This is a genomic window from Amphritea sp. GJ51-11 (assembly GCF_055808735.1).
This window is the reverse complement of the sequence record NZ_CM147881.1, coordinates 4,437,501-4,463,334: the sequence shown is the minus strand read 5'-3', so window position 1 is coordinate 4,463,334 and position 25,834 is coordinate 4,437,501. Positions and strand designations below refer to the sequence as shown.

General features: G+C 48.2%; 19 protein-coding genes, 1 tRNA gene, 2 rRNA genes and 1 pseudogene (1 of these 23 running past the window's edge). 14 read left to right on the top strand and 9 right to left on the bottom strand.

Translation table 11 applies throughout. The features are described 5' to 3' along the window. Positions 1-90: 90 nt before the first annotated feature. From AC0L4K_RS20180 to pyrE, 4 genes are all read right to left on the bottom strand, one after another. The gene (locus AC0L4K_RS20180; RefSeq protein ID WP_473267679.1) at positions 91-1,488 is read right to left on the bottom strand and encodes a uracil-xanthine permease family protein; all 1,398 of its coding nucleotides are present in this window, start codon (positions 1,486-1,488) and stop codon (positions 91-93) included. A 53-nt stretch (positions 1,489-1,541) separates the two neighbouring features. Next, a complete protein-coding gene (locus AC0L4K_RS20175; protein WP_473267678.1) occupies positions 1,542-2,258 on the bottom strand; it encodes a DUF5020 family protein in 717 nt (238 codons plus the stop codon). Positions 2,259-2,775: 517 nt separating this feature from the next. Further along, positions 2,776-2,851: transfer RNA gene (locus AC0L4K_RS20170), tRNA-Phe, on the bottom strand. Between the two features lie 97 nt (positions 2,852-2,948). Then, positions 2,949-3,590, bottom strand: a complete 642-nt coding sequence (pyrE, locus tag AC0L4K_RS20165; protein ID WP_473267677.1) for an orotate phosphoribosyltransferase — start codon at positions 3,588-3,590, stop codon at positions 2,949-2,951. A 196-nt stretch (positions 3,591-3,786) separates the two neighbouring features. Here pyrE and AC0L4K_RS20160 point away from each other — a divergent pair, with 196 nt between their 5' ends. After that, positions 3,787-4,554: an exodeoxyribonuclease III gene (locus AC0L4K_RS20160; protein ID WP_215953443.1), complete on the top strand. Its 768-nt coding sequence runs from the start codon at positions 3,787-3,789 to the stop codon at positions 4,552-4,554. 75 nt (positions 4,555-4,629) lie between these two features. Here AC0L4K_RS20160 and rph read toward each other — a convergent pair whose 3' ends face one another. Next, a complete protein-coding gene (gene rph, locus AC0L4K_RS20155) occupies positions 4,630-5,397 on the bottom strand; it encodes a ribonuclease PH (protein WP_473267676.1) in 768 nt (255 codons plus the stop codon). A gap of 137 nt (positions 5,398-5,534) precedes the next feature. Between rph and AC0L4K_RS20150 the strand changes: the two genes are divergently transcribed. Together AC0L4K_RS20150 and AC0L4K_RS20145 are read left to right on the top strand one after the other, a co-directional pair. Further along, the gene (locus tag AC0L4K_RS20150) at positions 5,535-6,398 is read left to right on the top strand and encodes a YicC/YloC family endoribonuclease (protein ID WP_473267675.1); all 864 of its coding nucleotides are present in this window, start codon (positions 5,535-5,537) and stop codon (positions 6,396-6,398) included. A 90-nt stretch (positions 6,399-6,488) separates the two neighbouring features. Further along, positions 6,489-7,370: an HNH endonuclease gene (locus tag AC0L4K_RS20145; protein ID WP_473267674.1), complete on the top strand. Its 882-nt coding sequence runs from the start codon at positions 6,489-6,491 to the stop codon at positions 7,368-7,370. Between the two features lie 407 nt (positions 7,371-7,777). Here AC0L4K_RS20145 and AC0L4K_RS20140 read toward each other — a convergent pair whose 3' ends face one another. Next, complete coding sequence (locus AC0L4K_RS20140) at positions 7,778-8,683, bottom strand: hypothetical protein (RefSeq protein ID WP_473269260.1); 906 nt, start codon at positions 8,681-8,683, stop codon at positions 7,778-7,780. Between the two features lie 27 nt (positions 8,684-8,710). Then, positions 8,711-8,776, bottom strand: a pseudogene (locus tag AC0L4K_RS20135) (SEC-C metal-binding domain-containing protein); the annotation flags it as partial. Between the two features lie 209 nt (positions 8,777-8,985). On the opposite strand from AC0L4K_RS20135, the gene AC0L4K_RS20130 reads away from it, so the two are divergent. The 11 genes from AC0L4K_RS20130 to AC0L4K_RS20080 all read left to right on the top strand — a co-directional run bounded on the left by AC0L4K_RS20130 (position 8,986) and on the right by AC0L4K_RS20080 (position 23,185). Next, complete coding sequence (locus tag AC0L4K_RS20130) at positions 8,986-9,606, top strand: methyltransferase domain-containing protein (protein ID WP_417228430.1); 621 nt, start codon at positions 8,986-8,988, stop codon at positions 9,604-9,606. Next, positions 9,603-12,515 carry a DEAD/DEAH box helicase family protein gene (locus AC0L4K_RS20125; protein WP_473267673.1) on the top strand — a complete coding sequence of 971 codons (2,913 nt, stop codon included), beginning with the start codon at positions 9,603-9,605 and terminating at the stop codon, positions 12,513-12,515. Before AC0L4K_RS20130 ends, AC0L4K_RS20125 begins: the two co-directional genes overlap by 4 nt. Before the next feature lie 301 nt (positions 12,516-12,816). After that, positions 12,817-13,686, top strand: a complete 870-nt coding sequence (locus AC0L4K_RS20120; protein ID WP_473267671.1) for a phytanoyl-CoA dioxygenase family protein — start codon at positions 12,817-12,819, stop codon at positions 13,684-13,686. A gap of 254 nt (positions 13,687-13,940) precedes the next feature. Next, on the top strand, positions 13,941-15,068 hold the full coding sequence (locus AC0L4K_RS20115; protein ID WP_473267669.1) for a methyl-accepting chemotaxis protein: 1,128 nt from the start codon (positions 13,941-13,943) through the stop codon (positions 15,066-15,068). Then, positions 15,065-15,919, top strand: a complete 855-nt coding sequence (locus AC0L4K_RS20110) for a nitrate- and nitrite sensing domain-containing protein (RefSeq protein WP_473267667.1) — start codon at positions 15,065-15,067, stop codon at positions 15,917-15,919. The genes AC0L4K_RS20115 and AC0L4K_RS20110 overlap by 4 nt, the downstream gene beginning before the upstream one ends. Before the next feature lies 1 nt (position 15,920). Beyond that, positions 15,921-17,177 carry a sensor domain-containing phosphodiesterase gene (locus AC0L4K_RS20105; RefSeq protein WP_417228425.1) on the top strand — a complete coding sequence of 419 codons (1,257 nt, stop codon included), beginning with the start codon at positions 15,921-15,923 and terminating at the stop codon, positions 17,175-17,177. Positions 17,178-17,436: 259 nt separating this feature from the next. Continuing rightward, entirely contained in the window at positions 17,437-18,885 is a 1,449-nt protein-coding gene (locus AC0L4K_RS20100) for a circularly permuted type 2 ATP-grasp protein (RefSeq protein ID WP_417228424.1), read from the top strand. After that, on the top strand, positions 18,885-19,805 hold the full coding sequence (locus AC0L4K_RS20095; protein WP_417228423.1) for an alpha-E domain-containing protein: 921 nt from the start codon (positions 18,885-18,887) through the stop codon (positions 19,803-19,805). The genes AC0L4K_RS20100 and AC0L4K_RS20095 overlap by 1 nt, the downstream gene beginning before the upstream one ends. A gap of 242 nt (positions 19,806-20,047) precedes the next feature. Next, positions 20,048-20,668, top strand: a complete 621-nt coding sequence (gene gmk / locus AC0L4K_RS20090) for a guanylate kinase (protein WP_417228422.1) — start codon at positions 20,048-20,050, stop codon at positions 20,666-20,668. Positions 20,669-20,751: 83 nt separating this feature from the next. Beyond that, positions 20,752-20,964: a DNA-directed RNA polymerase subunit omega gene (gene rpoZ / locus AC0L4K_RS20085; RefSeq protein WP_296062941.1), complete on the top strand. Its 213-nt coding sequence runs from the start codon at positions 20,752-20,754 to the stop codon at positions 20,962-20,964. Positions 20,965-21,061: 97 nt separating this feature from the next. After that, entirely contained in the window at positions 21,062-23,185 is a 2,124-nt protein-coding gene (locus AC0L4K_RS20080) for a RelA/SpoT family protein (RefSeq protein ID WP_417228421.1), read from the top strand. 271 nt (positions 23,186-23,456) lie between these two features. Here AC0L4K_RS20080 and rrf read toward each other — a convergent pair. Together rrf and AC0L4K_RS20070 are read right to left on the bottom strand one after the other, a co-directional pair. Beyond that, a 5S ribosomal RNA gene (gene rrf, locus AC0L4K_RS20075) occupies positions 23,457-23,572 on the bottom strand. Positions 23,573-23,735: 163 nt separating this feature from the next. Then, positions 23,736-25,834, bottom strand: a 23S ribosomal RNA gene (locus tag AC0L4K_RS20070); it runs 794 nt beyond the window's last position.

Below are 25,834 nucleotides of genomic sequence, written 5' to 3'. Positions count from 1 at the left end.
GATTCTTTTCAACTAATCACTCGACCTAACACACAAAAACACCGCGATCAACGCGGTGTTTTATTGGCCAATATCACTCAACGCCAGTATTTAGTCGATCTGTGCAGCGCTCAAATCACTAACAGTCGACGCTTCAGCAACCGCTTCCTTTTCGCCCAGCTCCTCTGGCAAAAGCAAACTTAGAATAATCGCTGCCATACCGCCGGTCGTAATCGGCGAACCAAACACGCTTTGCACCATCTTCGGCAGTTGATCCAGCAGACCCGGCGTCATGCTAACACCTAACCCCATACCAAACGCTACGGCCATAATCAGCAGCTTACGGCGATCGAGGTGTTCCGATGCAATAATCTTGATCCCCGCCGCTGCCACCGTACCAAACATCACCAAGGTCGCACCGCCTAAGACGGGCTTAGGAATCTGCTGCAAGATACCGCCAATCATTGGAAACAATCCGAGCAACAACAAAATAGCGCCGATATACAGCGCAATATGCCGACTGGCAACGCCGGTTAATTGAATCACACCGTTATTCTGACTAAAGGTGGTGTTTGGAAAGGTATTAAACACCGCCGCCAACAGAGAGTTAAAGCCATCGGCAAACACGCCACCGCGAACCCGCGCAATGTAGTCGTCCCCCGCGATCGGCTGTTTGGAGACCATGCAGTTGGCGGTGATATCCCCGGTCGATTCAATGGCGGTAATCATATAGATCAACGCAATCGGTAAGAAAGCACTCCAATCAAAAGCAAAACCATACTTAAACGGTACCGGAATGCTGATCACGGGCAAGCTACTCAACGAAGCGAAACTAATTTTGCCCATAAATCCGGCAATGACCATACCGATCGCCAAGCCAATCACGATCGATGACAAACGGATCCAGCTATTACTGGAACGGTTTAGTGCGATAATACTCACCAACACAATTCCGCCAAGCATCAAGTTGGCCGGATCACCGAAATCTTTCGCTTTAAAACCACCGGCCAGATCGGTCATACCCACTTTAATTAGACTGGCACCAATAATAGTAATCACAATACCGGTAACTAACGGGGTAATAATACGTTTAAGCTTATGGATAAACTGGCTGAGAAAAATCTCAATAAACGCGCCGAGCAAACACACACCAAAAATTAGCGCTAGAATCTCTTCTGGGCCACCGCCCTGTCCTTTGGCAATAAACCCGGCCGCGAGCACCGAACTTAGAAAAGCAAAGCTAGTTCCCTGCACGCAGATCATCCCAGCGCCCATGCCTAATGGACGACGAGCCTGAATAATCGTCCCCACACCGGATACCATCAACGCCATACTAATCAGGTAAGGCACATGCTCGCCTAACCCAAGCACACCACCGATAATCAGTGTCGGTGTGATAATACCAATAAAGCTGGCCAGCACATGCTGCAACGCAGCGAAACCTGATTCTAAAACACCGGGTTTAGCGTCCAGTGCGTAGATCAAATCATTCGAGTTCTGTGTAGACATAAGACCTCCTTATGCGTTGCGGGACATGCCGCCCGCAACAATACGATGAACGATCAGAAATGCCATTTCAGCAGTAATGAAGCATTACGCTCATCGATAGTGCTACCGTATTTATTGTTCCAATAGGCATACTCAACCCCAATATAAAGAGGCGATTTCAGCCCCATATTTTTTCCAGCATTCCATTTAAGCTGCGGCGTAAAGTTCATCTCAGATTCGTTAGTGTCACTGCTCGTGCTCCAATCAAGGAAACCATCAACCAGAAACTCTTGATTGCCCGCTTCAATCGGGTATGCCCAGGTCAACGTTAGCTGCTCATCGTTATCCGACAAATCGTTATGGGCTTTATACACACTGGCGGTGAAATATCTGAACCCAGGCACATCCAAGTTAACACTCAGACCATAAAGGTTATTATCAAAACCATCACCCGCTTCCCAAGTACCCGCCAGATAAACATCTTTAATAAAACCAAAAGAAAGATCACTCCCGGTGGCATAACTCAAGCTCAAACGTGGTGAAAACTCACCATAAAAACTGCTGTCGCCGTCTTCAGGCATGGTGCGGTCAACAAAGAGGAAGGTATCACCCCAGTTATGGCCGGTAGCATTTTCCAGTGTTACCACATCCATATTACCGGTAGGGGTAAACTTGTAATCATCGCCTTTCAAGTAACTCAGGCTGGTATTGGTCCACAGCATCTCGGCGGATGCGGGAGTAGCGATAAAAGCACTTGCGGTTAGAGCGGCCAATGCGAGTTTACGTTTCATAGTGATCATCATCCCATTCTTTCATTATTTAATTATCGGACTGCGTGACAGAACCCTTTACCCTACTTCAGCAAAAAGCTGGCCAAGTGGTCAGAAAAATCAAGAAACGAAATAGATAGTGTTTTAAAACAGCGAGTTAAATAGGATAAATTTTATTCAAACGATCGTTTACAGGAAAATTTCGTGCCTCATTACAAGGCAGCGCCTTCAACCTATCTTCAAAAATGATTACTTTTAGTGCGAAAACCAACACAATAATCAATCATTATTGTATACAACTTTATTGACTATTTGAGAGCCTTAAATCACCAAGGTACTTAATTTGACACAAGGCTGAGAAAAAATGGTGCCCAACTCGGAGCAATGGCCGCAGGCCATAACAACATCGTCGCTCTTTGACGATGGCCCAAAGGGTGAGGAGCGCAGCGACGAATAATCGAACAGGTTCGTGTTCCGAACTGCGATATTCCAGACACAAAAAAGCCCTGCATTTGACTGCAAGGCTTAAAAGTATAAATGGTGCCCGGACTCGGAATCGAACCAAGGACACGAGGATTTTCAATCCTCTGCTCTACCGACTGAGCTATCCGGGCACACAAGAGAGGCGTATTAAACACGGCCAGCTAAAAAAATCAACCGAATTACTCACACACCTTAAAAATATTTCGTTATTGATCAATCAGTAATCGATCAGATGCCATATTGTGAGCGATACGCCGAAATAGCGGCTATCTGCTCGTCCATACCGCCCTTCTCATTCAGATAGGTCAGCAGGTCATTGAGCGACACAATACTGGCAACCGGCATATTATAATCACGCTCGACTTCCTGAATGGCAGACAATTCACCTTTACCCTTTTCCTGACGATTCAGTGCGATCACCGTTCCCGCGGGAGTAGCGCCGGCCTTAGCAATCAAATCCATCACTTCACGAATCGCCGTACCCGCCGTAATCACATCATCAATAATCAGTACACGGCCCTCCAAAGGAGCGCCCACCAGATTACCGCCTTCGCCGTGGGTCTTGGCTTCTTTACGGTTAAACACATAGGGCACATCCTGACCAAATTCGGTGGCCAGCGCAACACAGGTCGCCGCCGCCAAAGGAATGCCCTTGTAAGCTGGCCCAAGCATCACATCATACTCAATACCCGACTGCTGAATCGCCGCTGCATAGCATTTACCTAGACGGGCAAGAGCAGCGCCACTGTTAAATAACCCAGCATTAAAGAAATAAGGGCTAGTACGGCCCGATTTCAGGGTGAACTCGCCGAATCGCAACACCTCTTTATCAATCGCGAACTCGATAAACTCTCTCTGATAGTCCTGCATATGGGCTCTCCGCAACGCTGTTTAAAAATTGGCCGTATAATACAGGGTTTCTTCCTGCCCCTCCATTGTGAACAATATTAAACTCTGATTTACCCATCCTGAGATTAATAGTCCGCGCTTTAGATTTAAATTTCCTTAAACACCCAGTACAATGCGCCTTTCGCTACAAATTGCGTTTTTCACAGGTTTATAAGCTATGCGCGTCATTACATTCAATACTCAGGGTATTGAGCAGGCTACAGATAACGGATTCTTCCAATGGATGGTTGAACAGGATGCTGATGTAGTATGCCTTCAGGACCTGCGTGCCAAAGACTATCAACTGGATGATAAGCGCTATCATCCGGATGGCTATGAAGCTTACTTCTTCGATGCATTTGAAGATGGCTATAGCGGTGTCGCCATCTATACCCGGGTGATGCCAAAAGCCATCATGACCGGCCTTGGCTTTGAGCAATGCGACTTCCATGGCCGCTTTATACAGGCAGACTTCGACAATGTCAGTGTCGCCTCCTTCAGCGTGCCCTCTGGCCTTAAAAGTGCTGAAGCACAACAGGCTAAAGAGGAATATCTGCAGCTACTCAAGGGCCACTTTACAAAGACCCTGCGTAAACGTCGTGAATTCATTTTCTGCGGCCCGTTACTGATTGCCCATAAACCGCAAGATCTAAGCAACTGGTATGTAAACCAGAAAGTATCCGGATTTTTGCCACAAGAGCGCGAATGGGTAGAAGAGCTGTTTGGCGATATGGGTTATGTCGATGCATTCCGACAGGTCAACCGCGTTGATCAGCAGCACACCTGGTGGCCGGACTACAACAAGGCCCGCGAACTCAATGAAGGCGCCCGCCTAGATTATCAGATTACCACCGCTAACCTGCGTAAAACCATCAAGTCCGCCTCGATCTATCGCGGGCAAGTGTTTTCTGCACACGCACCGCTGATTATTGATTACGATCTCTAAGGTCGTTTAAACCGTAGCTCGATAAACAAGCATGAAAAAAGGGAGCCGAGGCTCCCTTTTTTACGCCCTAACCTATTAGGCTAGTGCTTTCTCCTGCATCTCGCACAACTCAGAGATACCTTTCTTCGCCAGTTCTAACATAGCATTCAGCTCATCCTGTGAATAAGGCTCGCCTTCAGCGGTGCCCTGCACCTCGACAAAACCACCTTTGCTGGTCATGATCACATTCATATCGGTTTCGGCAGAAGAGTCCTCAGCATAGTCCAGATCCAGCACCGGCTTACCTTTATAAACACCCACAGAGATCGCCGCCAAACCACACTTAATCGGATCGCCTTTCATCGCGCCATGCTTATCTTTCTTAAGAAAGCTGATCGCGTCACGCAGCGCCACATAGGCACCGGTAATAGACGCCGTACGCGTACCGCCATCGGCCTGAATCACATCACAATCGATAGTGATGGTATTCTCACCCAGTTTTTTAAGATCCATACAGGCCCGCAGAGAACGACCAATCAAGCGCTGAATTTCAACCGTACGACCACCTTGCTGGCCTCGCGCCGCTTCCCGGCCATTACGGCTACCGGTGGCTCGTGGCAACATACCGTATTCCGCTGTGACCCAACCAGAACCTGAGCCTCGCAGAAAGCGCGGCACGCCCCGCTCAACGGATGCGGTACAGATCACTTTAGTATCGCCAAACTCCACCAGCACTGAACCCTCCGCATGCTTAGTAAAATTCCGGGTGATACGTACCTCACGCATCTGATCCGCCTCGCGATTACTCGGACGAAAAGTCGTGACGCCAAGGTTTTGCAACTGATCTGAAATTGTTGAACTCATGAACTTAAGGATCCTGTTCGGAACCCCAGACCGACGCATAGAGGAAGCGATCGAGGGCTGTTAGAATAAAGCGTAAACTCGCCGGCACCGGTTCAGTGTCGACAACGAAACCTGCATTCTAAACGAGAACAGACAATATGACACGTAGCATGACCGCTTTTGCCCGCCAGGAAGCGCAACATGAATGGGGCAGCTTGATTTGGGAAGTCCGCTCAGTCAACCACCGCTATCTCGAGCCGCACCTGCGACTGCCGGAAAGTCTGCGTGAAATTGAAGGCCCTCTAAGGGAAGCGCTGCGTAAAAAGTTGAGTCGCGGGAAAGTTGAATGCACCCTGCGCTTTGTCGCAGAGGCCCAATCCCAGACCTTAACCGTCAATGAAGCTTTTGCCCGAGAACTGCTAGACGCCGCGCAACAAATGGAAAACCTACTGCAGGTTTCAAAACCGATCGACACCATGGACCTACTCCGCTGGCCCGGCGTACTGCAAGACACCAGCCTCGATATGGATGCCGTTAAAAAAGCCGCCCTCAGCCTTTTCCACACCGCCCTCGATGAACTGATCGAAAGCCGCGGCCGCGAAGGCGTAGAACTGGCAGCCCTTATTGATCAACGCCTCGACACTATCACCGAGATCGTCGTCGATGTGCGCAGTAAACTACCGGGCATCCTGCAGGCCCAGCGAGACAATCTAAAGGCTCGATTAGAAGAGTTTAAAGCAGACCTCGATCAAAGCCGCGTAGAACAAGAGATGGTCATCCTCGCGCAAAAAGCCGATGTCGACGAAGAGATGGATCGCCTCAATACCCATGTACAGGAAGTCAAACGCGTCCTCAAATCCAAAGGCCCGATAGGCCGTCGCTTAGACTTCCTAATGCAGGAGCTCAACCGCGAAGCCAACACCTTATCATCCAAATCCATCGTGACCGACACCACTCAGAGTGCGGTAGAGCTTAAGGTTTTAATTGAGCAGATGAGAGAACAGATTCAGAATATCGAATAGTGCCTTACATTTTTAAATATTCGGCACGATGTACCAGCAGACTACGATTCTTTCATTGACGACGAATCGCCTTTATATCGGAGGTTTTACATGCCAGAACATTTGATTCAGGAAAATATTGAATTGAGTCGAAAGGATGATTTTAAGTTTTTTCTTCTTGACGATGACAAACCTCGAAGTAACAAAGTTAACTCCTACATAAGAGCACTTGATCTAATTTGCGAAATGATAAAACGTAGGCCTGATAGGTTTAACCAGATTCAAAATCTTTGGTCGATAACGTCAACAGAACAATTAGAGCCTCTTTATAAATTTTTGATTCAAGAGTCTCATAATGAGAACTCTATTTGGGTATTTGAAGATCTACCGACAAGCTACCTAAGGGATGGATTCTGTTCCGCCGCCATTAAGCAGTACCATCTATTTTTAATTGAGCAACGTTTTGAGGATAAACTTGTTAGCGTCTATACAGAGAAAAGAGAGCTTGATTCATCTGAATTGGAACTACTGGAAAACGACTATACCGTGCCGCGTTATCTCATTGATGCTGATCAAGTACCAATAGGTACCGATACACTTCAGTTAGTAAAGCAACGCACCAATCAATCTGTCTTTAGAAACATCTTAAGGAAAAACTACAGAAACCGTTGCTGCATAACAGGGCTCAACATTTCAGCCATTAATCGAGCTAGCCACATTATCGGTTGGGCTAAAGACCCAACCAAACGGTTAGATCCGCGAAATGGGTTATACTTATCCGCTACTTACGATGCAGCATTCGATAAGCATTTAATATCACTCGATGATGATTACCGAATAATTCTATCCACTGATTTGAAAGAATTTAATACCCAAGACAGCTTCAAGCAGCACTTCTTATCGATAGAAGGGAAGCCTATTGATGTACCCAAAACTATGCCTCCACATAAAGACTACTTAGCCATTCATCGAAAAGCCGGCTCTTTTAAGTAATCTGAATTTTCGACACTCGCGATACTTCATTTACTTATCGTAAAAAGTACTACATTCACCTGCCTCGCGCTGAAAACTCGCTTTTGATGGCCCTCTACTATACCTCAGGGTTATGGCTCCACATAAATCAAAAAAATGGAATTATTATCCTATATTTAAGAATCTGAGGGAGAGTCTACAAAACCCATAACACTTAGATTTGGGTAGTAAGCTAGACTTTTATGCGCGTAAAATTGCAAAAGTCCAACCAATGCGGAAAATTCCGGAAATTCTGAGCAAAAGATTATTACACCATCGATTTAAATGGGCATTTTACAGCAGCAAATAAGTATCCCCATATCGAATAGCGGTAACAGAGTTTAAGCAATGACTCACTGCGGGACAGCTAAATCCAATTCATTCACATGTTAAATTGTGAACTGAAAGGTTTGCGTCAGCAGCGGTTGAATATCAACCTTTCTAAACGATGGATCTTCAGAGAAGCGCAGCTTCGGATCAAGCGTTACAAATCCCCAAAACTGTAAGAATCGTTCAATAAAACGAGATTCAACCTGTATGCTGAATAATTGGCCTGGCGGGAAATACTCTTCGGATGAATACTGAAGAAGTAAATCAGGGAATGCCGAGACAACCTCTTCTATCAATTGATCAACAATACCATGACTTTGCAGTCTCCATAGCATGAACAACCAGAAGGTGCGTAGATCGACATCATTTTCCCAATGATCAAAATAGCCCCAATTGTACTGAGTGGTTGCAGCTTCGAGCATGGGCAGAAAAAAGGCTTTAAGACCTTGAGTTTGATACTGTTTTTGAACCGCTTTTTTCATATGATAACGGCCACTTCTACGATAAATAACGCCGCTAATTTCAGCCAAAACACGGGTGTAATGTAGCGCGTTAAACTTATCTTCATTGCTGCCAGAGCATTCACTGACGCTGGCATGAATTTGATATTGAGAAATGACAAACTCAGGCATAAGCTCACTGGCCTGCGTCACTAACTTTGTGGGTAAGTTACCTTTGCTCGTTGCCTTAAATGCCCCTTCATTCTGCATGGCTTCATCCAGAATAAGCGCTAAATATCGCATCACAGGGCTACTAGAGAGGTCTTCTGGCGTACTGATATTAACCCACTCCAATTCATTGAACGGCGCATATAACCAGTTTGATATTTGGCTTGGTGAAAGACCACAAAAATCCACATTGGGCTGATTATTGCGCTCATGCACTCTATGCTGTGCAACCACATTGAGTTCATCTAACGTCAAGTGAGGATTCATCGCGGCAACTTGCTCAAAATCCTCAGACATCTCTGCATGCTGTTTTGATACGTTATCCATACAACAACGTTTGTATTTTTTACCGCTACCACAAGAACAAAGATCGTTTCGACCAAGCTTCATGTTGAATCACTCTACGCTATTTTATTTTTTGCTGTTGTATCATTATACCTACGCAACAAACACGACCAAACTATGGCTGTGTTGATCGCTAACATCTGCAAAAAAGCCAAAGACTAGTGATAGATAGGCTGATCTCCCCCATAGAAAAAACATCTTTTTGTGTATACTCTGAGGATGCTTTAAAGGATGATTTTTAACAGGGAATAGGCATGACAGATCCAATAATTTTACACTACCACCTGCATGCCAGCCGTTATCAAACACAGTACGATTCGGTGGCCGCCCAAGACGTACATGCCGCTTGGGCTCCCCTATTAAAAACATTAACGCCCCGCTTGGCTTTAGATATTGGCGCCGGTAGTGGCCGTGATGCGCTCTGGCTCGAACAGCAAGGCTGGCAGGTAACTGCAGTTGAACCCGCCACTAATCTACGTCAGTTAGGCCAGCATAAAACCGGCCATCGCGTTACATGGGTTAGTGCCCAACTGCCCGACTTAAATGATCTGCAATGTCCGCCACAAGGCTATGATCTGATTTTATTATCCGCCGTTTGGATGCACCTCAAGCCGGAACAACGGTCTATGGCGATGCAACGTTTATATCAGTATTTATCCCCTCAAGGCGTCATTATTATTACCCTGCGCTTTGGCCCATCAGATCCCACCCGCCCCATGTATCCTGTGAGCGTTGCTGAATTAGAAACATTAGCTCAGCAAATGCGTTTAGAAACACAAACACTCAGTGAAATCTCTACTAATGACTGCCTACAGCGTCATGACATCAGTTGGAAAACCCTCTGCCTCAGGCCGATAAACGAGCCTCATATATGAGTTCACCATCATACTTACTCACTGGCGGTGATGGCCACCAGCTGCTGCCAGCGCTACGACGCGCCTTAACCCAGGCCACCGAAATAGAGATAGCCGTTTCTTTTATTCGTTCCACGGGTTTGAATTTGATTTTTGGGGATCTCGAAGCCGCTTTACAGTCCACTACCCGTGATGTGCGCCTCACCCTATTAACCAGCGATTACCTCTGTATTACAGACCCTAGTGCGTTAAGGAAACTCATGCTACTGGCCGAGCGTGGTGCGGATGTTCGTATTTTTGAAACCGGCTCGGCAGACAGTTTTCACCTCAAAGCTTACATTTTTGCCCGTTCAAAACAGGGCAGTCTGATGAGTGCGGATGCATTTGTCGGTTCGAGTAATATCAGTGCCAAAGCGTTAACCGATGGGCTGGAATGGAACTATCATCTCGACTATCCCAATGAAGCGGATTCACTCGCAGCACAACGGCTCATTGAAGTACGACAACAATTTCAGCAACTCTTACTTCGGCCTCAAATTCACGCATTGAATTTTGACTGGATAGAAGATTACCAGCGCCGCTATGAACAGGCTCGAAAGGTGGTGCCCATGCATACCGCCAAGGTGGATGAACAAGAGCCCGTTCCTGACTCTCCATTGCCGAAGCCCCACCAAGCGACAGCATTACAGGCATTAACAACCACACGACAACGAGGCTGGCAAAAGGGACTCGTAGTTCTCGCCACGGGGATGGGGAAAACCTACCTTGCCGCCTTTGATGCGGTTCAGATAGAGGCTAAGCGAGTGCTGTTTATCGCTCATCGAGAAGAGATTCTGCTGCAAGCGGAAGCCACTTTTTTAGCCGTTCTACCCCATAAGCGGGTGGGTCGTTATACGGGTAAACAGAAAGACAGTGAATATGACTTACTGTTTGCCTCGGTGCAAACTTTAGGGCGCATGGCCAACCTTGAACGCTTCAGTCGGGATTACTTTGATTACATGGTCGTGGATGAATTCCACCATGCGGCGGCAGGCAGTTATCAATCGTTGCTAACCTACTTCCAGCCTCGTTTTATGTTGGGTCTTACCGCGACACCCGACCGCACCGATGGCTCCGATATACTGCGCCTGTGTGATCATAATCTGGTCTATCGTCGCGATCTATTTGATGGTATCAACGACCAACAACTCTGCCCATTTTATTACTACGGCATCTTTGATAGCGAAGTGGATTATGAACACATTCCATGGCGTAACGGCCGCTTCGACCCAACCAAACTATCCACCCAGCTCGCCACACGAGGCCGCAGTCGTCATGTTTTAAAAGAATGGCGTAATCAATCACAGGCTCGCACCCTCGCCTTTTGCGCCTCCCGTCGCCATGCGGATTATATGGCTGATTATTTTAACCAGCAGGGTATACGTGCGGCCAGTGTGCATACGGAATCAGACCTAACACGCTCGGCAGCACTGGCGTCACTCGAGAGCGGACAACTACAGGTATTATTCTCCGTCGATCTCTTCAATGAGGGCGTTGACTTACCGCAAATCGATACGGTGATGATGTTACGTCCCACCGAGTCGAAAATACTTTTTCTGCAACAATTAGGTCGCGGTTTGCGCCTAAGCATGAGCAAAGAAAAACTGGTGGTGCTGGACTTTGTCGGGAATCATCATAGCTTCCTCAACCGCCCCGAAATGTTGTTCGGTTCCGCCTTTCCTCACAAACCCACCCGTAAGCAACTGGCCGAAGCAGCCAAACACCCCAGCGATCTGCTACCCGACGGTTGTTACGTTAATTACGACCTCGCCTTTATCGAGTATCTAGATAGCTTGGTGATGGGTAAGCTCGATCAGCAGTATGCCGGCCTAAAGCAGAACCTCAAGCGTCGACCAACCTTGAAAGAGTTTTGGCGCAGTGGCGCGAACTTAAGCCTGTTACGTCGCAACTATGGTTGTTGGTGGGAATTCATTGATGAACAGGGCGACGCCGCTGACGATGAACTTCTGGTGCTCGAAAAACATGCCCAGTGGTATCGTGATTTGACCACGACCAAAACCTCTAAGTCGTACAAACTGGTTTTGCTGCAAACCCTGCTAGAGCAGCAAGCATTGACTCAGTCGATACCTCTGCAACAGCTCGCTCACTGGAGCAAACAGTGGTATTTGCAACACCCAGTGTGGCAAGCAGACTTGCCATCAAGCCTGCAACCCTTACAGAGTACCAGTGACAGCGCATGGCTAAGCCACTGGCGTAAGATGCCCATTCATCATTGGTGTACCCCTGAACAAAGCTCCAAGATCGAATGGTTTTCGCAACAGGGGATGCTGTTTCATTACCAGCAACCCGTGGAAGCAGCAGAACTAACGATATTTAACGCCATGACCGAAGAAATTCTTGCTTGGCGCTTAAGCCTGTATGCACAAAGTAAACAGATATTGAGGCAAGCTGATATTCCTACAATATCCGCCCCATCACCCGCCGACTCCATAACTCAGTTAGCCTTCTTTCCCAATATTAAAATTGCCTGTGGTCACTTCAAAACAGGCCATGCCGATATCGAAGAGCATCTTCCTGCGCCGAGCGGCTTTGGCCATTTATCCCCCGACCGCCATTTCATCGCCCAAGCCTCAGGGAACTCGATGAACGGTGGTAAAAACCCCATCCACGATGGTGACTACCTGCTGCTGGAACAGATAACACCGCAAAGCGCCGGTAGCATCACCGATCACATCGTGGCCATCGAGCGTCAAGATAGTGCGGGCGATAATCAATATTTACTACGACGGGTACTTAAAAATACCGATGGTAGCTATACACTCCGAGCCAACAACCCCGACTACCCAGACCTAATAGCGGATGAAAGCATGGCGACTTTCGCACGGTTCAAAGGAATCATCGACCCATTAGCGTTATTCACCGATCAATAACCGCGATGTAGCGGCTTTCACTCTTGATACGCCATAACGCGCGGGGCAGCCTCACACAATGCCCCTTGAAATCTCAACCTACTCGCCGATAAAGCGATCTAGGTCATAAATCCAACTCGATTAACCGCTGCCAAGCTGCTATTTTTAGCCCTGTTGATAATGCCTCTGCTTTGGAGTGACCGTTGAAAAAAATCGGCTTGTTCAATACATAACTTGGTTCCTGGAAATATTTACCGAAGCTAAGTCCTTTGAAGCAAATCCTATCTTAGGCAACCGAACACTTAACCGCCTTGGTTTACATGTGATACGAGTTATTGTCGCGCGCACCATCACCGGCTTTCGCCGCTGGATTTTAAGCTGGAATATCAGTTCAGAACATCGACGCGCCTTTCGTAAAACAGGCTATCTACGTATCTCCAATGTTCTACCGCCTGATCAATTTAAACGCTTACAAGACGAAGCGACCAACAGTTGGCCAGACGTTCGCGAGTTTATACAGGGCGACACCACCACCCAACTACTCTTTCTTGATCAAGCCACCCTGAATACACTTCCTGCCGCTAAAGCGCTGTGTGAATCATCCCAGCTAAAACATCTCATGAATTATGTCGCTTCAACGGCAATTCGCCCTTGGCCTCACTTCCTCCGGGTCTGCAATATGGGCGGCAAAATCGATAACGATCCGCAAAAACATTTTCACGCCGATACCTTTCACCCAACGATGAAGGCTTGGCTTTTTCTTGAAGATGTCACGGCCGATAAAGGGCCATTTCAATATATTGAAGGATCTCACCGGATGACGCTGAAACGTCTGCGCTGGGAGTACCAACAGAGCATTACCGGACGAGATCTAAGCGAGCGTTACGCCGCACGAGGATCGCTTCGCATTGAAGAGGATGAACTGGCGTCATTGGCGCTCAATAAAATAAAGAAATTTGAAGTGCCAGCAAACACCCTCATCATTGCCGACACCTCAGGATTTCATCGCCGCAGTGAAGCCGCCAGCAACTCTAGTCGCAGCTCAATCTATTTTTCTTTACGATTAAACCCGTTCATTCCTTTCCCACTGCCGAATATCGACTCTATTAATCAATTTGCAGAACGATTGGTGGCGAAACATATTAAAAAAACCACTCAACGGCCTGCTGATACCGACCAGCGAGCCCCCTAACAGCAGATAGAAAGCAAACACCTCAACGCCCCAAAATAGCGCACAATACCGATCAGCTATCCTTGGATGATGGTTAAAATGCTAAGCTCTTAGGTATGCAATAAATAAAAACGTTTGTATTCATAGGGTTACATAGCTACGGCTTAATTCTTGCTTTCGCATTCCCACACTTATTTTTTTGCTAGGCAATGAAGCCTCCACTAGCCCCGTTACTCGGGCTATGGAGGCTTTTGCCTGTTTGGGAGCAATAATCGATGCTGTTAGCAACTTACCCGGTATTTCTACTACTGCATCAATTCGGTCTTAAGGGCGTTATCACGTTACTCTTAGCTGCCACCCTAATCAGCCTAGGTTGCAACCTGTTACTGGCAGAGCCGATTGTCTGGCCACTACCAATCAGTGGTTATATCGGCCTCGCTACACTTTGGTTAATACAGCGAGAAATAAATCGCCTCAGCGATAGCTGTCAGCCACAAACCAGCGAGCTGCCCAATAGTTCGCACTGGTTAGTCATGCGTCCACTGGTTCAGCATCTACAGACATTGCTTAAAGCTTCAGCGCGGCAGCAACAATGCCTGCAACAACGCTTAGATGAGATTTCTCACGCCTCACAAGAACTGGAACAAAGTGCAGTCAGTGTCACCCGTAGCGCTGAACAGCAAACCGATGCCGCAAGCACGGCAGCCTCTGCGGTGGAACAGCTCAATGCCAGTATCGATGAGGTCAGCCAGCTAGCGGATGCCTCCCGGCACACCAGCCTTGATGCTAGCAGTCAGCTTGAAGGAAGCATTCAGCAATTACGCAGGCTGGTCTCCACCGTGGCAGAGATCGCCACCCAAGCCGATGCGACCAATACCCTAATGCGAGAACTCAGCGCCAACTCGACCGAAATAAGTAAAATGTCGAGTGTTATTCAGGGGATCGCTGACCAGACCAATCTACTCTCCCTAAATGCGGCGATTGAAGCCGCCCGCGCGGGTGAAAGCGGCAAAGGCTTTGCTGTTGTCGCCAGTGAAGTACGTAACCTCGCCCATCATAGCCAAGTATCAGCCGTACAGATCACCCAAAAAATTGAATCAGTGCAACAACATATCACCTCCACCAGCGAAAAAATGTCGCATTTAACCAGCAGTGCGAATGACAGCCTACAGCGCTCAGAAGAGGTATGTTCACAACTCGACCTTGTGTATGGCAGCACCCAAGCATTAACAGGACAGGTAATACAGGTCGCGGTCAGTACAGAACAGCAAAGCCAAGCGGCTGCCGAGATCGCAGCACTGGCAGAGCAGGTCTCCCAAGGCAACGAAGCAAACCTCCGAGCCGCTGCGCAAGCCCGAGCGGTGGCTCATCATTTAGCGCATCTGACAGGAGCATCGATATGATACCAATAACCACTGCTGTAGCTCCGCAAATAGAGATGATCTGTTTGTTTATCAGTGTCTTACTGTTCTTTTTTATCCTCTACCATAGACTACGCCGGCAACAGCAAACTCAGTTGCACACGGGAATAGAACAGCTTAAGTTACTACGCTTGTTACTGGCCGACTTTCAACTCCACCGGGGATTAAGCACGGCATTATTATCCGGTGATACCAGTCTAACGAGCGACTTACATAACACCCGCCAACGATTAGAAAAGTGTATTCAGCAGGCTAGCGCGCTCGACACCGCACACCACAAACAGTGGTTTAATCTCATTCAACAATGGCAACATATTCATCAAAATAACACCGCAAAAGCCTCTAGTAATCTCCTCAGCCACCACCGCCTAATCCGCCATACTATCTACCTGATAGAGGATATTGCTCACGAGCTGAATGCCGCTAACAGCAGCCACAAACTCGATTATCTAAACTATATCTGGCACGAGGTTGTACAAACGGCGGAATGGACCGGACAAGCCCGTGCACTCGGCACCAGTATGGCAGCGAGTCAATCGAGCAGCGCGGCTCAAAGAGTCCGGTTAAGGTTCTTACATTCAAAAATCAAGCAGCTCTCATCAACGGCATTTTCGGCACTAGAAACACGCAATGCTAACCACCTTAATGTGCGGCAATCACAACAAACCGTGAACTCTTTTTTGTTATGTCTTGAGCAAGAGCTGCTGAACTGCGACTATCCACATATTGAAGCCAAGCACTACTTCGAACAAGCGACCCAGGCTATTAATGAACTGTTAGGGATGATTGATACTGCACTCAAGGATTTGCAGACTGTAACCAAGAGGATCTGACGTGCCTAATATCGCCCTAAACAGAATGCACAATAGCGCCCAACAGTCAGCCCGGCCCATGCTCCTTAATCAATATCGAGGCCACGCACTTTCGAGCCACTTTCAACCGATCTATAGCATCGCTCATCGCCGTGCAATAGGCTACGAGGGACTTATTCGCGCCACATCACAGCAAGGTTTAGCAACCCCTCCACTAGAGCTTCTATCACTACCGCAAAGCAACTTAGAAATGCTTGGGCTGGATCGCCTATGCCGTACCTTACACATTGAAAACTTCACCACTCAGAGCCACAACAATGAGTGGTTATTCGTCAACCTTGATGCTCAGTCACTGCTAAACGAAAACCCAAAAACCGGCTTTACCCATCAACTTTTAACCCAGTGCGGCTTGCCCCCTCATCGCCTAGTCGTTGAAATTCTTGAAACAGAAGTTCAAGACCACGGGGCTCTAAAACACTATATTGATCACTTACATCAACTTAACTGCCTCGTTGCGATCGATGACTTTGGCGCAGGACATTCAAACTTTGATCGTATCTGGCAACTAGAACCTGATATCGTCAAGCTGGATCGCAACCTCATACATGCAGCCGCTCAGAGTAAACGAGCGGAACGTATTCTGTCCGGTATCATCACACTACTCCATCAAGCCGGCAGCTTAGTCATCGTTGAAGGGGTCGAAACAGAGCAAGAGGCATGCATCGCAATTGCCGCCAATGCGGATATGCTGCAGGGCTTTTACTTTGCCCATCCAGCGCCTCAATTACCGGCCAACAATCAGGCGTCAGCTATTTTTGACCAATTATTGCAACGACAGCAAAGCCTACGTACTCAGCAATCACTCACGAAAGCGAACAACCTCCACCCGGTACATCCCCTGTTTCAATCGGCCCTCGATAACTTTCGTGCCCACCAAGACCTACAACAAAGCAGTAACCAGATATTCTGCACTCCTCAAGCGGTTCGCTGCTACTTATTAGATGAATCAGGCTATCAGACTCAAGGGGTGCTCAATATATTCCATCCTAGGCAACGCATTGAACTCCGCTTTGCCCCGCTTTTATGTGGCGACAAAGGTAACTGGTCCCACCGCCCCTATTATCACCTCGCCATCGAGCAACCCGGCATCACCATTATCAGCGATCCCTACCTTTCAGTTGCCGATTCACAGATGTGCATCACCCTATCACAAGCATTTAAAGTCGATGATCAATGGAAAGTTTTCTGTTGTGACCTAGACTGGCTGGATGACAATTGACATCGATAGCAACCAAAAGCGCCGGGCGGAACCTTATGATTAGACATGCAGGCCCGTCGAATCGATCGGTTTTAAGTATCTTAACTAAAGCCTGCAAGCCATATGGCCTATATATTGCTAAATCTATTAAACAATGTGTTTTCAATCATTTCGTATAATTTTTAATGCTATATTGCACAGTTATATGGCATGGTTAACTTAGCCTTACAAGGCCGCACAAGAACAGTGCAACAGGGTTCATGGAACCGAGGGTATCTACATGAGTATCGACTGGACTGAGTATTCCACCGGCAACTTTTATGATGAACTAATCGCAGATGACCGAGTTCCAAGAGAACCTGCGACCCGGCTGGTAAACTACCTTGGCTCTATGAGTACAGCTGAGATCAATAAACGCAAGAAGATGGCGGAATCCACCATCCAAGAGATGGGGGTGAGTTTTACCGTCTATACAGAAGAGGGCAATATCGACCGCGCTTGGCCTTTTGACATCATTCCACGCACCATTTCGGCCTCCCACTGGGCACAAACAGCCAAAGGCCTAAAGCAGCGTCTAAAAGCGCTGAATATGTTTATTAACGATCTATATCACGATCAACATATTATCAAAGACGGCATCATCCCCGCCGAGATTGTTCTGAAATCGAAAAACTTTCGTCCAGAATGTGTCGGAGCAACGCCTCCCCATGGTGTTTGGGCAAATATCTGCGGTACCGATCTCGTCCGCGACCTAGATGGCCAGTTCTACGTACTAGAAGATAACCTTCGCGTGCCCTCTGGTGTCTCTTATATGATTGAAAACCGGGAGATCACGAAGCGAGTATTGCCCGAGCTATTCTCCGAAGACTCCATTCTGCCGGTCAATAATTATCCCGCTCATCTATTCGATATGCTGGCATCACTCTCCCCGCGAGATATAGCCCAACCGGAGATTGTCGTCCTCACCCCAGGGATCTTTAACTCCGCCTATTTTGAGCACGCCTTTCTAGCACAACAGATGGGTGCCGAACTGGTTGAAGGCAGCGATTTGATCGTCGAAGATGATGATTGTGTCTATATGAAAACCATCAGTGGACTCGAGCGGGTCGATGTTATTTATCGCCGCATTGATGATGAGTTTCTTGACCCCGAAGCCTTTAGAGAAGATTCAATGCTCGGGGTGCCCGGCTTAATGCGCGCGTGGAAAGCGGGTAATGTCGCCCTCGCCAATGCACCAGGCGCCGGCGTAGCGGATGATAAGGTCGTATATGCTTATGTACCGGATATCATTCGTTACTACCTGAAGGAAGAACCATTACTGCCAAATGTCGAAACCTACCTCTGCTCTGACCCTGAACAACGCCAGTATGTACTGGATAACCTCGATAAGTTAGTCGTTAAACCCGCCAACGAATCCGGCGGCTACGGCATGCTGGTAGGGCCTCACTCGACCAAGAAAGAACAGGAACACTTTGCTGAGCTCATCACCAAATCACCGCGTAACTATATCGGTCAACCGACGCTTAGCCTATCAACCGCACCAACCTTGGTGGGTTCTACCCCCGAACCTCGCCACCTCGATCTACGCCCCTTTATTCTGCAGGGCAAAAAACTCTATGTCACCACCGGCGGCCTGACCCGGGTAGCCATGAAGAAAGGTTCACTCGTGGTTAACTCGTCTCAGGGCGGCGGCAGCAAGGACACCTGGATAGTTGAGGAGAAAGACTAATGCTCTCAAAAGTTGCTGAACGGATGTACTGGTTCTCCCGCTATATCGAACGGGCTGAAAATACAGCCCGAATGGTTGGTGTTTACGATAATCTACTTTTTGATCTACCCCGCACCATCAATATCAGCTGGTTCAACTTGGTAGTCATCAACTCATCTGAAGATGTATTTAACGCACGCTACACCGTCCAAGATGAGAAGAATGTCGTCAAGTTACTGCTTGCTGACAGCACAAATCCCAATTCCATGGCTTCTAGCTTACAGATGGCACGGGAAAACGTTCGCACCAGTCGGGATGTATTGCCGCTGCCTCTATGGGAGCTGATTAACGAACTGTGCATGTATGTTGCCGAGCATATTCGTGATGGCATCAACCGTACCAACCGGCATGGATTTCTCGATACCGTTATTAAAGGCTGTCAGCAGATCAACGGTCTGTTAGCGGACAATATGAGTAAGGATGCCGCTTGGCAGTTTATCCGCCTTGGACGCAACCTCGAGCGTGCAGATATGGCCAGCCGAATACTGGATGCCGGCATTACCGCACAACTGAGCACCACCGATATCGAGCAAGATATCGACCCCTCTCAGATTATTTGGGGTAACGTACTGCGCTCCTGCGATGGCGCGATGAATTATCGGCGGACGATGCGAGTCACCGTTGAAGGCACCAAAGTCTGTGATTTCTTGCTCCATGATAAACACTTTCCGCGCTCCATTAGCTTCTGTGCCGAACAGATTCAGGCTGCGGTCAGTCTGCTGCCGGTCTGTGATATCGCCGAACTAGAAAAACTAACCGCCCTCTTAGCCGAAGATAATCACGATCTGGATGAATCATTAAGCGACTATCTAAATGAGCTACAGCTCAGCTTTGCTAATCTCCATCAGGAATTTGGTCAGTGCTGGTTTGCGCTAGAATAATCCATTAGCCTCCAACCCGCTCAACAGCCGGTACAGACAACCAACGTCTAGACCGGCTAAACCTCACAAACAGACCCCGTTAAAGCTACCCGGCTAAAACCCACCCCGGCTATCGCTAGCTTCACGTAATTAAGGCACTCATTTCGGGTAATACTCTAATGCCATTGAAAGCGCTATAATCCCCCCTCAAATTTATGCCGTGAGTAACGGTAATCTGACAGCCCGAAGAAGCGAAGCAACTTATGACACAGCTAGGAACCCTGTATGTTATCTCAGCACCCTCTGGTGCTGGTAAAACCAGTCTGGTAAAAGCCCTGCTGGCACAGGACAAACAGGTTCGTGTATCGGTATCCCATACCACTCGTGCCATGCGTGCCGGAGAAATTGACGGCCAAGACTATAATTTCGTCTCGATGACGACTTTCGACAGCATGATTGGAAAAGGTCAGTTTCTCGAATACGCCGATGTCTTTACCAACAAATATGGCACCTCACGCCTCTGGGTTGAAGAACAGCTGCAGCAAGGTGTCGACGTAATCCTCGAAATTGACTGGCAAGGCGCTCAACAGATACGTAAACAGATGCCAAGCTGTACCTCTGTCTTTATTCTGCCACCTTCGACTACCGAACTTCGCAAACGCTTAACAGGGCGGGGCACTGATTCTGAAGAGGTTATCAACCACCGAATGTCCGAAGCGCTGAGTGAAATGAGTCATTACGCTGAGTATGAGTACCTACTGATCAACGATGACTTTGATGCCACCCTCGAACAGCTGCAAAGCATTTTTGCCGCTCAGCGCCTAAAACGAGCCCCTCAGCAACAAAAGCATACTGAAATACTGGCTGAGCTATTGTCAGAATAGCCTAGCTAAGGTAGACTGACCGGCTATCCAAATCAGGTCTTATAATTGACCTGAGTGACTGAATCATATAACCGAGGTCGTAAATGGCACGCGTAACTGTTGAAGATTGCCTGGAACATGTAGACAACCGTTTTGAACTGGTAATGATCGCGTCTAAGCGTGCTCGCCAGATTGCAACGGGCGGCAAAGACCCTAAAGTAGAGTGGGAAAACGACAAACCAACCGTTGTTGCCCTGCGCGAAATCGCCGAACAACATATCGACGTTAGCATCTTGGATGAACGCGAAGAAGATTAACCCTTTTTCAATCCTTCCAAATAAGGCATCATCACTATAGTTTCTGTTGTTTTGTAGTCTGGAAATCCAGATTACGTTAGAGGCATAGGAGTAATTGATGCCAACTGTTGATGCGCTTTCTGACCGCCTGACCGGATATCTTGATCTGCAACAGATCAAGCTGGTTAGGCGTGCATACTATTATGCCGAACAAGCCCATGACGGGCAGCGTCGTAAAAGTGGCGAACCCTACGTTACCCACCCCCTAGCTGTCGCTTCCATTCTAGCCGGCATGCATATGGACCATCAAAGTCTGATGGCTGCCATGCTCCATGATGTAATTGAAGACACAGCCGTATCCCGCGATGGTCTCGAAGGTCAATTTGGCCAAGTCGTAACCGATATTGTTGACGGCGTTAGTAAACTAACCCATCTAGAGTTTGAAACCCGCGCAGAAGCACAGGCTGAAAACTTCCAGAAAATGGTCTTAGCAATGGCAGTTGATATCAGAGTGATTCTGGTAAAACTCGCCGACCGACTACATAACATGCGCACCTTAGGTGCTATGCCACCAGAAAAACAGCGGCGCATCGCCAAAGAAACCCTCGATATCTATGCCCCAGTTGCCGCCCGCTTAGGCATGCGCGACCTACAACTCGAACTCGAAGACCTTGCCTTTCAGTCCTACTACCCGATGCGAGCTAAATATATTCGCCGCGCCGTGGTACAAGCACGTGGACAGCGCAAATATGTCATTAGCTCTATCGAAGAAGCCATACGCAACCGACTGAAACAAGAAGGTCTACCAGGCGCGGTATCCGGCCGAGAAAAGCACCTTTATAGCATCTACACCAAGATGAAAACCAAAGGTAAATCCTTTTCCGAAATCATGGACGTATTTGCCTTTCGTATTGTGACCGAATCCGTAGATGACTGTTATCGCGCTCTGGGTATCGTGCATAACCTATACAAACCCGTCCCCGGACGTTTTAAAGATTATGTCGCCATTCCTAAAGCCAATGGCTATCAATCACTGCACAGCGACCTATTTGGTACTCGAGACATCACCATTGAAGTCCAGATCCGCACCAAAGAGATGGATGCCGTTGCTAGCCAGGGTATTGCCGAGCATAGTCATTACAAAATTTATGGCGACTCAAGTTCAGCAATAGATGGCTATAACCGGGCACGAAAATGGGTGCAAGGACTACTAGAGATGCAAAAACGGGCCGGTAACTCCATGGAGTTTATCGAAACCGTCAAAACGGATCTATTCCCTGATGAAGTCTATGTATTCTCACCTAAAGGGCGCATCTTTGAGTTACCACAGGGCGCGACCGCCGTTGATTTCGCCTATGCCGTACATACCGATATCGGCAACTCCTGTGTCTCTTGTCGCATCAACCGACATTTAGCGCCGCTCTCCCAACCGTTACATAGCGGCCAGACCGTTGAGATTATTACCACTCCAAGTGCCCAGCCCAATATGGCGTGGTTAAACTTTGTTATTACCGGCAAAGCCCGCTCTGCCATTAGACACTTTATTAAAGTGCAGCACCGTGGCGAATCAATCGAGCTTGGCCGACGTCTATTAACTCAGTTCCTATCCAATTACGGGTCCACACTAGATGATATTGATCCGCTAGCGCTTGCCAGCCTCTTAAATGAAGCCGAGCTAAGCTCTCTGGATGAACTACTTGAAGATATTGGTATGGGCAACCGGATGGCTTATGTGGTTGCCCGCCGCCTACGACCTGTCGAACTCCAGGAAAGTGATCCTCAGGAGGCACCAGAAGCCGGCAAAGCAACGCTTGCCATACGCGGCACCGAAGGCATGGTCTTACACTATGCACGCTGCTGCGGCCCTATCCCAGGCGACAGCATCACGGGGCATATCAGTACGGGCCGCGGTTTAGTCATACATCGTACCGACTGCCGCAATATTGCTTTTATGAAGGATGATGCAGAGAAATGTGTCTATCTCGAATGGTCAAATAGCATCGATGATGAGTTTATCGTTAACCTCGACCTCAAGGTTGAGCCTGAACGCGGACTCATCGCCACCCTAGCAACAACGGCCTCCGGGGCTAGCGCCAACGTATTGAAGATAGATATTACCGAAACGGATGACGCTCTGAACACCGTACACATCGACCTAACCGTTAAGGACCGGATACACCTTGCCAAGGTCATGCGTAAGCTCAAAGCTCTCAAAGCAGTTTACAAAGTCACTCGCGTATAAACAGAACAACGCACAACCAAACGCACTTCGGTGCGTTTTTTTATGCCTGAAGCAAACAACCCATCTAAATACAATCCTTTCACGCAGCAGCGCTTGGCAGAAGCCATCAAAGGATAGCGTACTCGCTAATAGTGCAAGAAGGCATCAGTTGCTTAAAAGGGCGCCAACAGTTAACTCTTGTGCTGGCAAACAACATCTCCAAAATCTCCAAAACACTCAAAAACGAAAAAGCCCCGATCAAACTAATGATCGGGGCTGTCTCTTATTTGAAGCTTGGCGATGACCTACTCTCGCATGGGGAATCCCCACACTACCATTGGCGCTAAGACGTTTCACTTCCGAGTTCGGTAAGGGATCGGGTGGTTCCATCTCGCTATGGTCGCCAAGCAAAACTGGTTGCTCTAACGATTGAACTTAACGGTTTGTTAGTTCAAGCGTCATTAGAATCCTGTAACGGTGTTGCTTTGAGATGAGCTGTACAAGCTCCAATCCGTGTGACTTTTCAGTCGGTATCTTTCTTTATCAGCTTCCCAAACGCTTTTGGCGTTATATGGTCAAGCCTCACGAGCAATTAGTACTGGTTAGCTCAACGCCTCACAACGCTTACACACCCAGCCTATCAACGTCCTGGTCTTGAACGGCTCTTCAGGGGGCTCAAGGCCCCAGTGAGATCTCATCTTGAAGGGGGCTTCCCGCTTAGATGCTTTCAGCGGTTATCCTGTCCGAACATAGCTACCGGGCAATGCCATTGGCATGACAACCCGAACACCAGAGGTTCGTTCACTCCGGTCCTCTCGTACTAGGAGCAACTCTTCTCAAATCTCAAACGTCCACGGCAGATAGGGACCGAACTGTCTCACGACGTTCTAAACCCAGCTCGCGTACCACTTTAAATGGCGAACAGCCATACCCTTGGGACCGGCTTCAGCCCCAGGATGTGATGAGCCGACATCGAGGTGCCAAACACCGCCGTCGATGTGAACTCTTGGGCGGTATCAGCCTGTTATCCCCGGAGTACCTTTTATCCGTTGAGCGATGGCCCTTCCATACAGAACCACCGGATCACTAAGACCTACTTTCGTACCTGCTCGACGTGTCTGTCTCGCAGTCAAGCGCGCTTATGCCTTTATACTCGATGCATGATTTCCGACCATGCTGAGCGCACCTTCGTACTCCTCCGTTACTCTTTAGGAGGAGACCGCCCCAGTCAAACTACCCACCACACAATGTCCTCGATCCCGATAAGGGACCTGAGTTAGAACCTCAATAGTACCAGGCTGGTATTTCAAGATTGGCTCCATCTGAACTGGCGTCCAGATTTCAAAGCCTCCCAGCTATCCTACACAAGTAATATCAAAGTCCACTGCGAAGCTATAGTAAAGGTTCACGGGGTCTTTCCGTCTAGCCGCGGATATACGGCATCTTAACCGCAATTTCAATTTCACTGAGTCTCGGGTGGAGACAGTGTGGCCATCGTTACGCCATTCGTGCAGGTCGGAACTTACCCGACAAGGAATTTCGCTACCTTAGGACCGTTATAGTTACGGCCGCCGTTTACTTGGGCTTCGATCAAGAGCTTCGCCGAAGCTAACCCCATCAATTAACCTTCAAGCACCGGGCAGGCGTCACACCCTATACGTCCACTTTCGTGTTTGCAGAGTGCTGTGTTTTTAATAAACAGTCGCAGCCACCTAGTATCTTCGACCGACGTAAGCTTAAGGAGCAAGTCCTATCACCCACATCGGCGTACCTTCTCCCGAAGTTACGGTACCATTTTGCCTAGTTCCTTCACCCGAGTTCTCTCAAGCGCCTTGGTATTCTCTACCTGACCACCTGTGTCGGTTTGGGGTACGATTTCTTGTTATCTGAAGCTTAGAAGTTTTTCCTGGAAGCATGGCATCAACCACTTCACCCAAAAGAGGGTTCGTCATCAATTCTCAGTCTTAAAAGGACCCGGATTTTCCTAAGTCCTAAACCTACAACCTTAAACACGGACAACCAACGCCGTGCTGGCCTAGCCTTCTCCGTCACTCCGTCGCAATAACAAAAAGTACAGGAATATTAACCTGTTTCCCATCGACTACGCTCTTCAGCCTCGCCTTAGGGGTCGACTCACCCTACCCTGATTAGCATTGGATAGGAACCCTTGGTCTTCCGGCGGGGGAGTTTTTCACTCCCCTTATCGTTACTCATGTCAGCATTCGCACTTCTGATACCTCCAGGATGCCTTACAGCTTTCCCTTCAACGGCTTACAGAACGCTCCTCTACCATGCCACAAGTGGCATCCGTAGCTTCGGTGTATGGTTTGAGCCCCGTTATATCTTCCGCGCAGGCCGACTCGACTAGTGAGCTATTACGCTTTCTTTAAAGGGTGGCTGCTTCTAAGCCAACCTCCTAGCTGTCTAAGCCTTCCCACATCGTTTCCCACTTAACCATAACTTTGGGACCTTAGCTGACGGTCTGGGTTGTTTCCCTTTTCACGACGGACGTTAGCACCCGCCGTGTGTCTCCCGTGATTGCACTCATTGGTATTCGGAGTTTGCATCGGGTTGGTAAGTCGGGATGACCCCCTAGCCGAAACAGTGCTCTACCCCCAATGGTGAGACACGAGGCGCTACCTAAATAGCTTTCGAGGAGAACCAGCTATC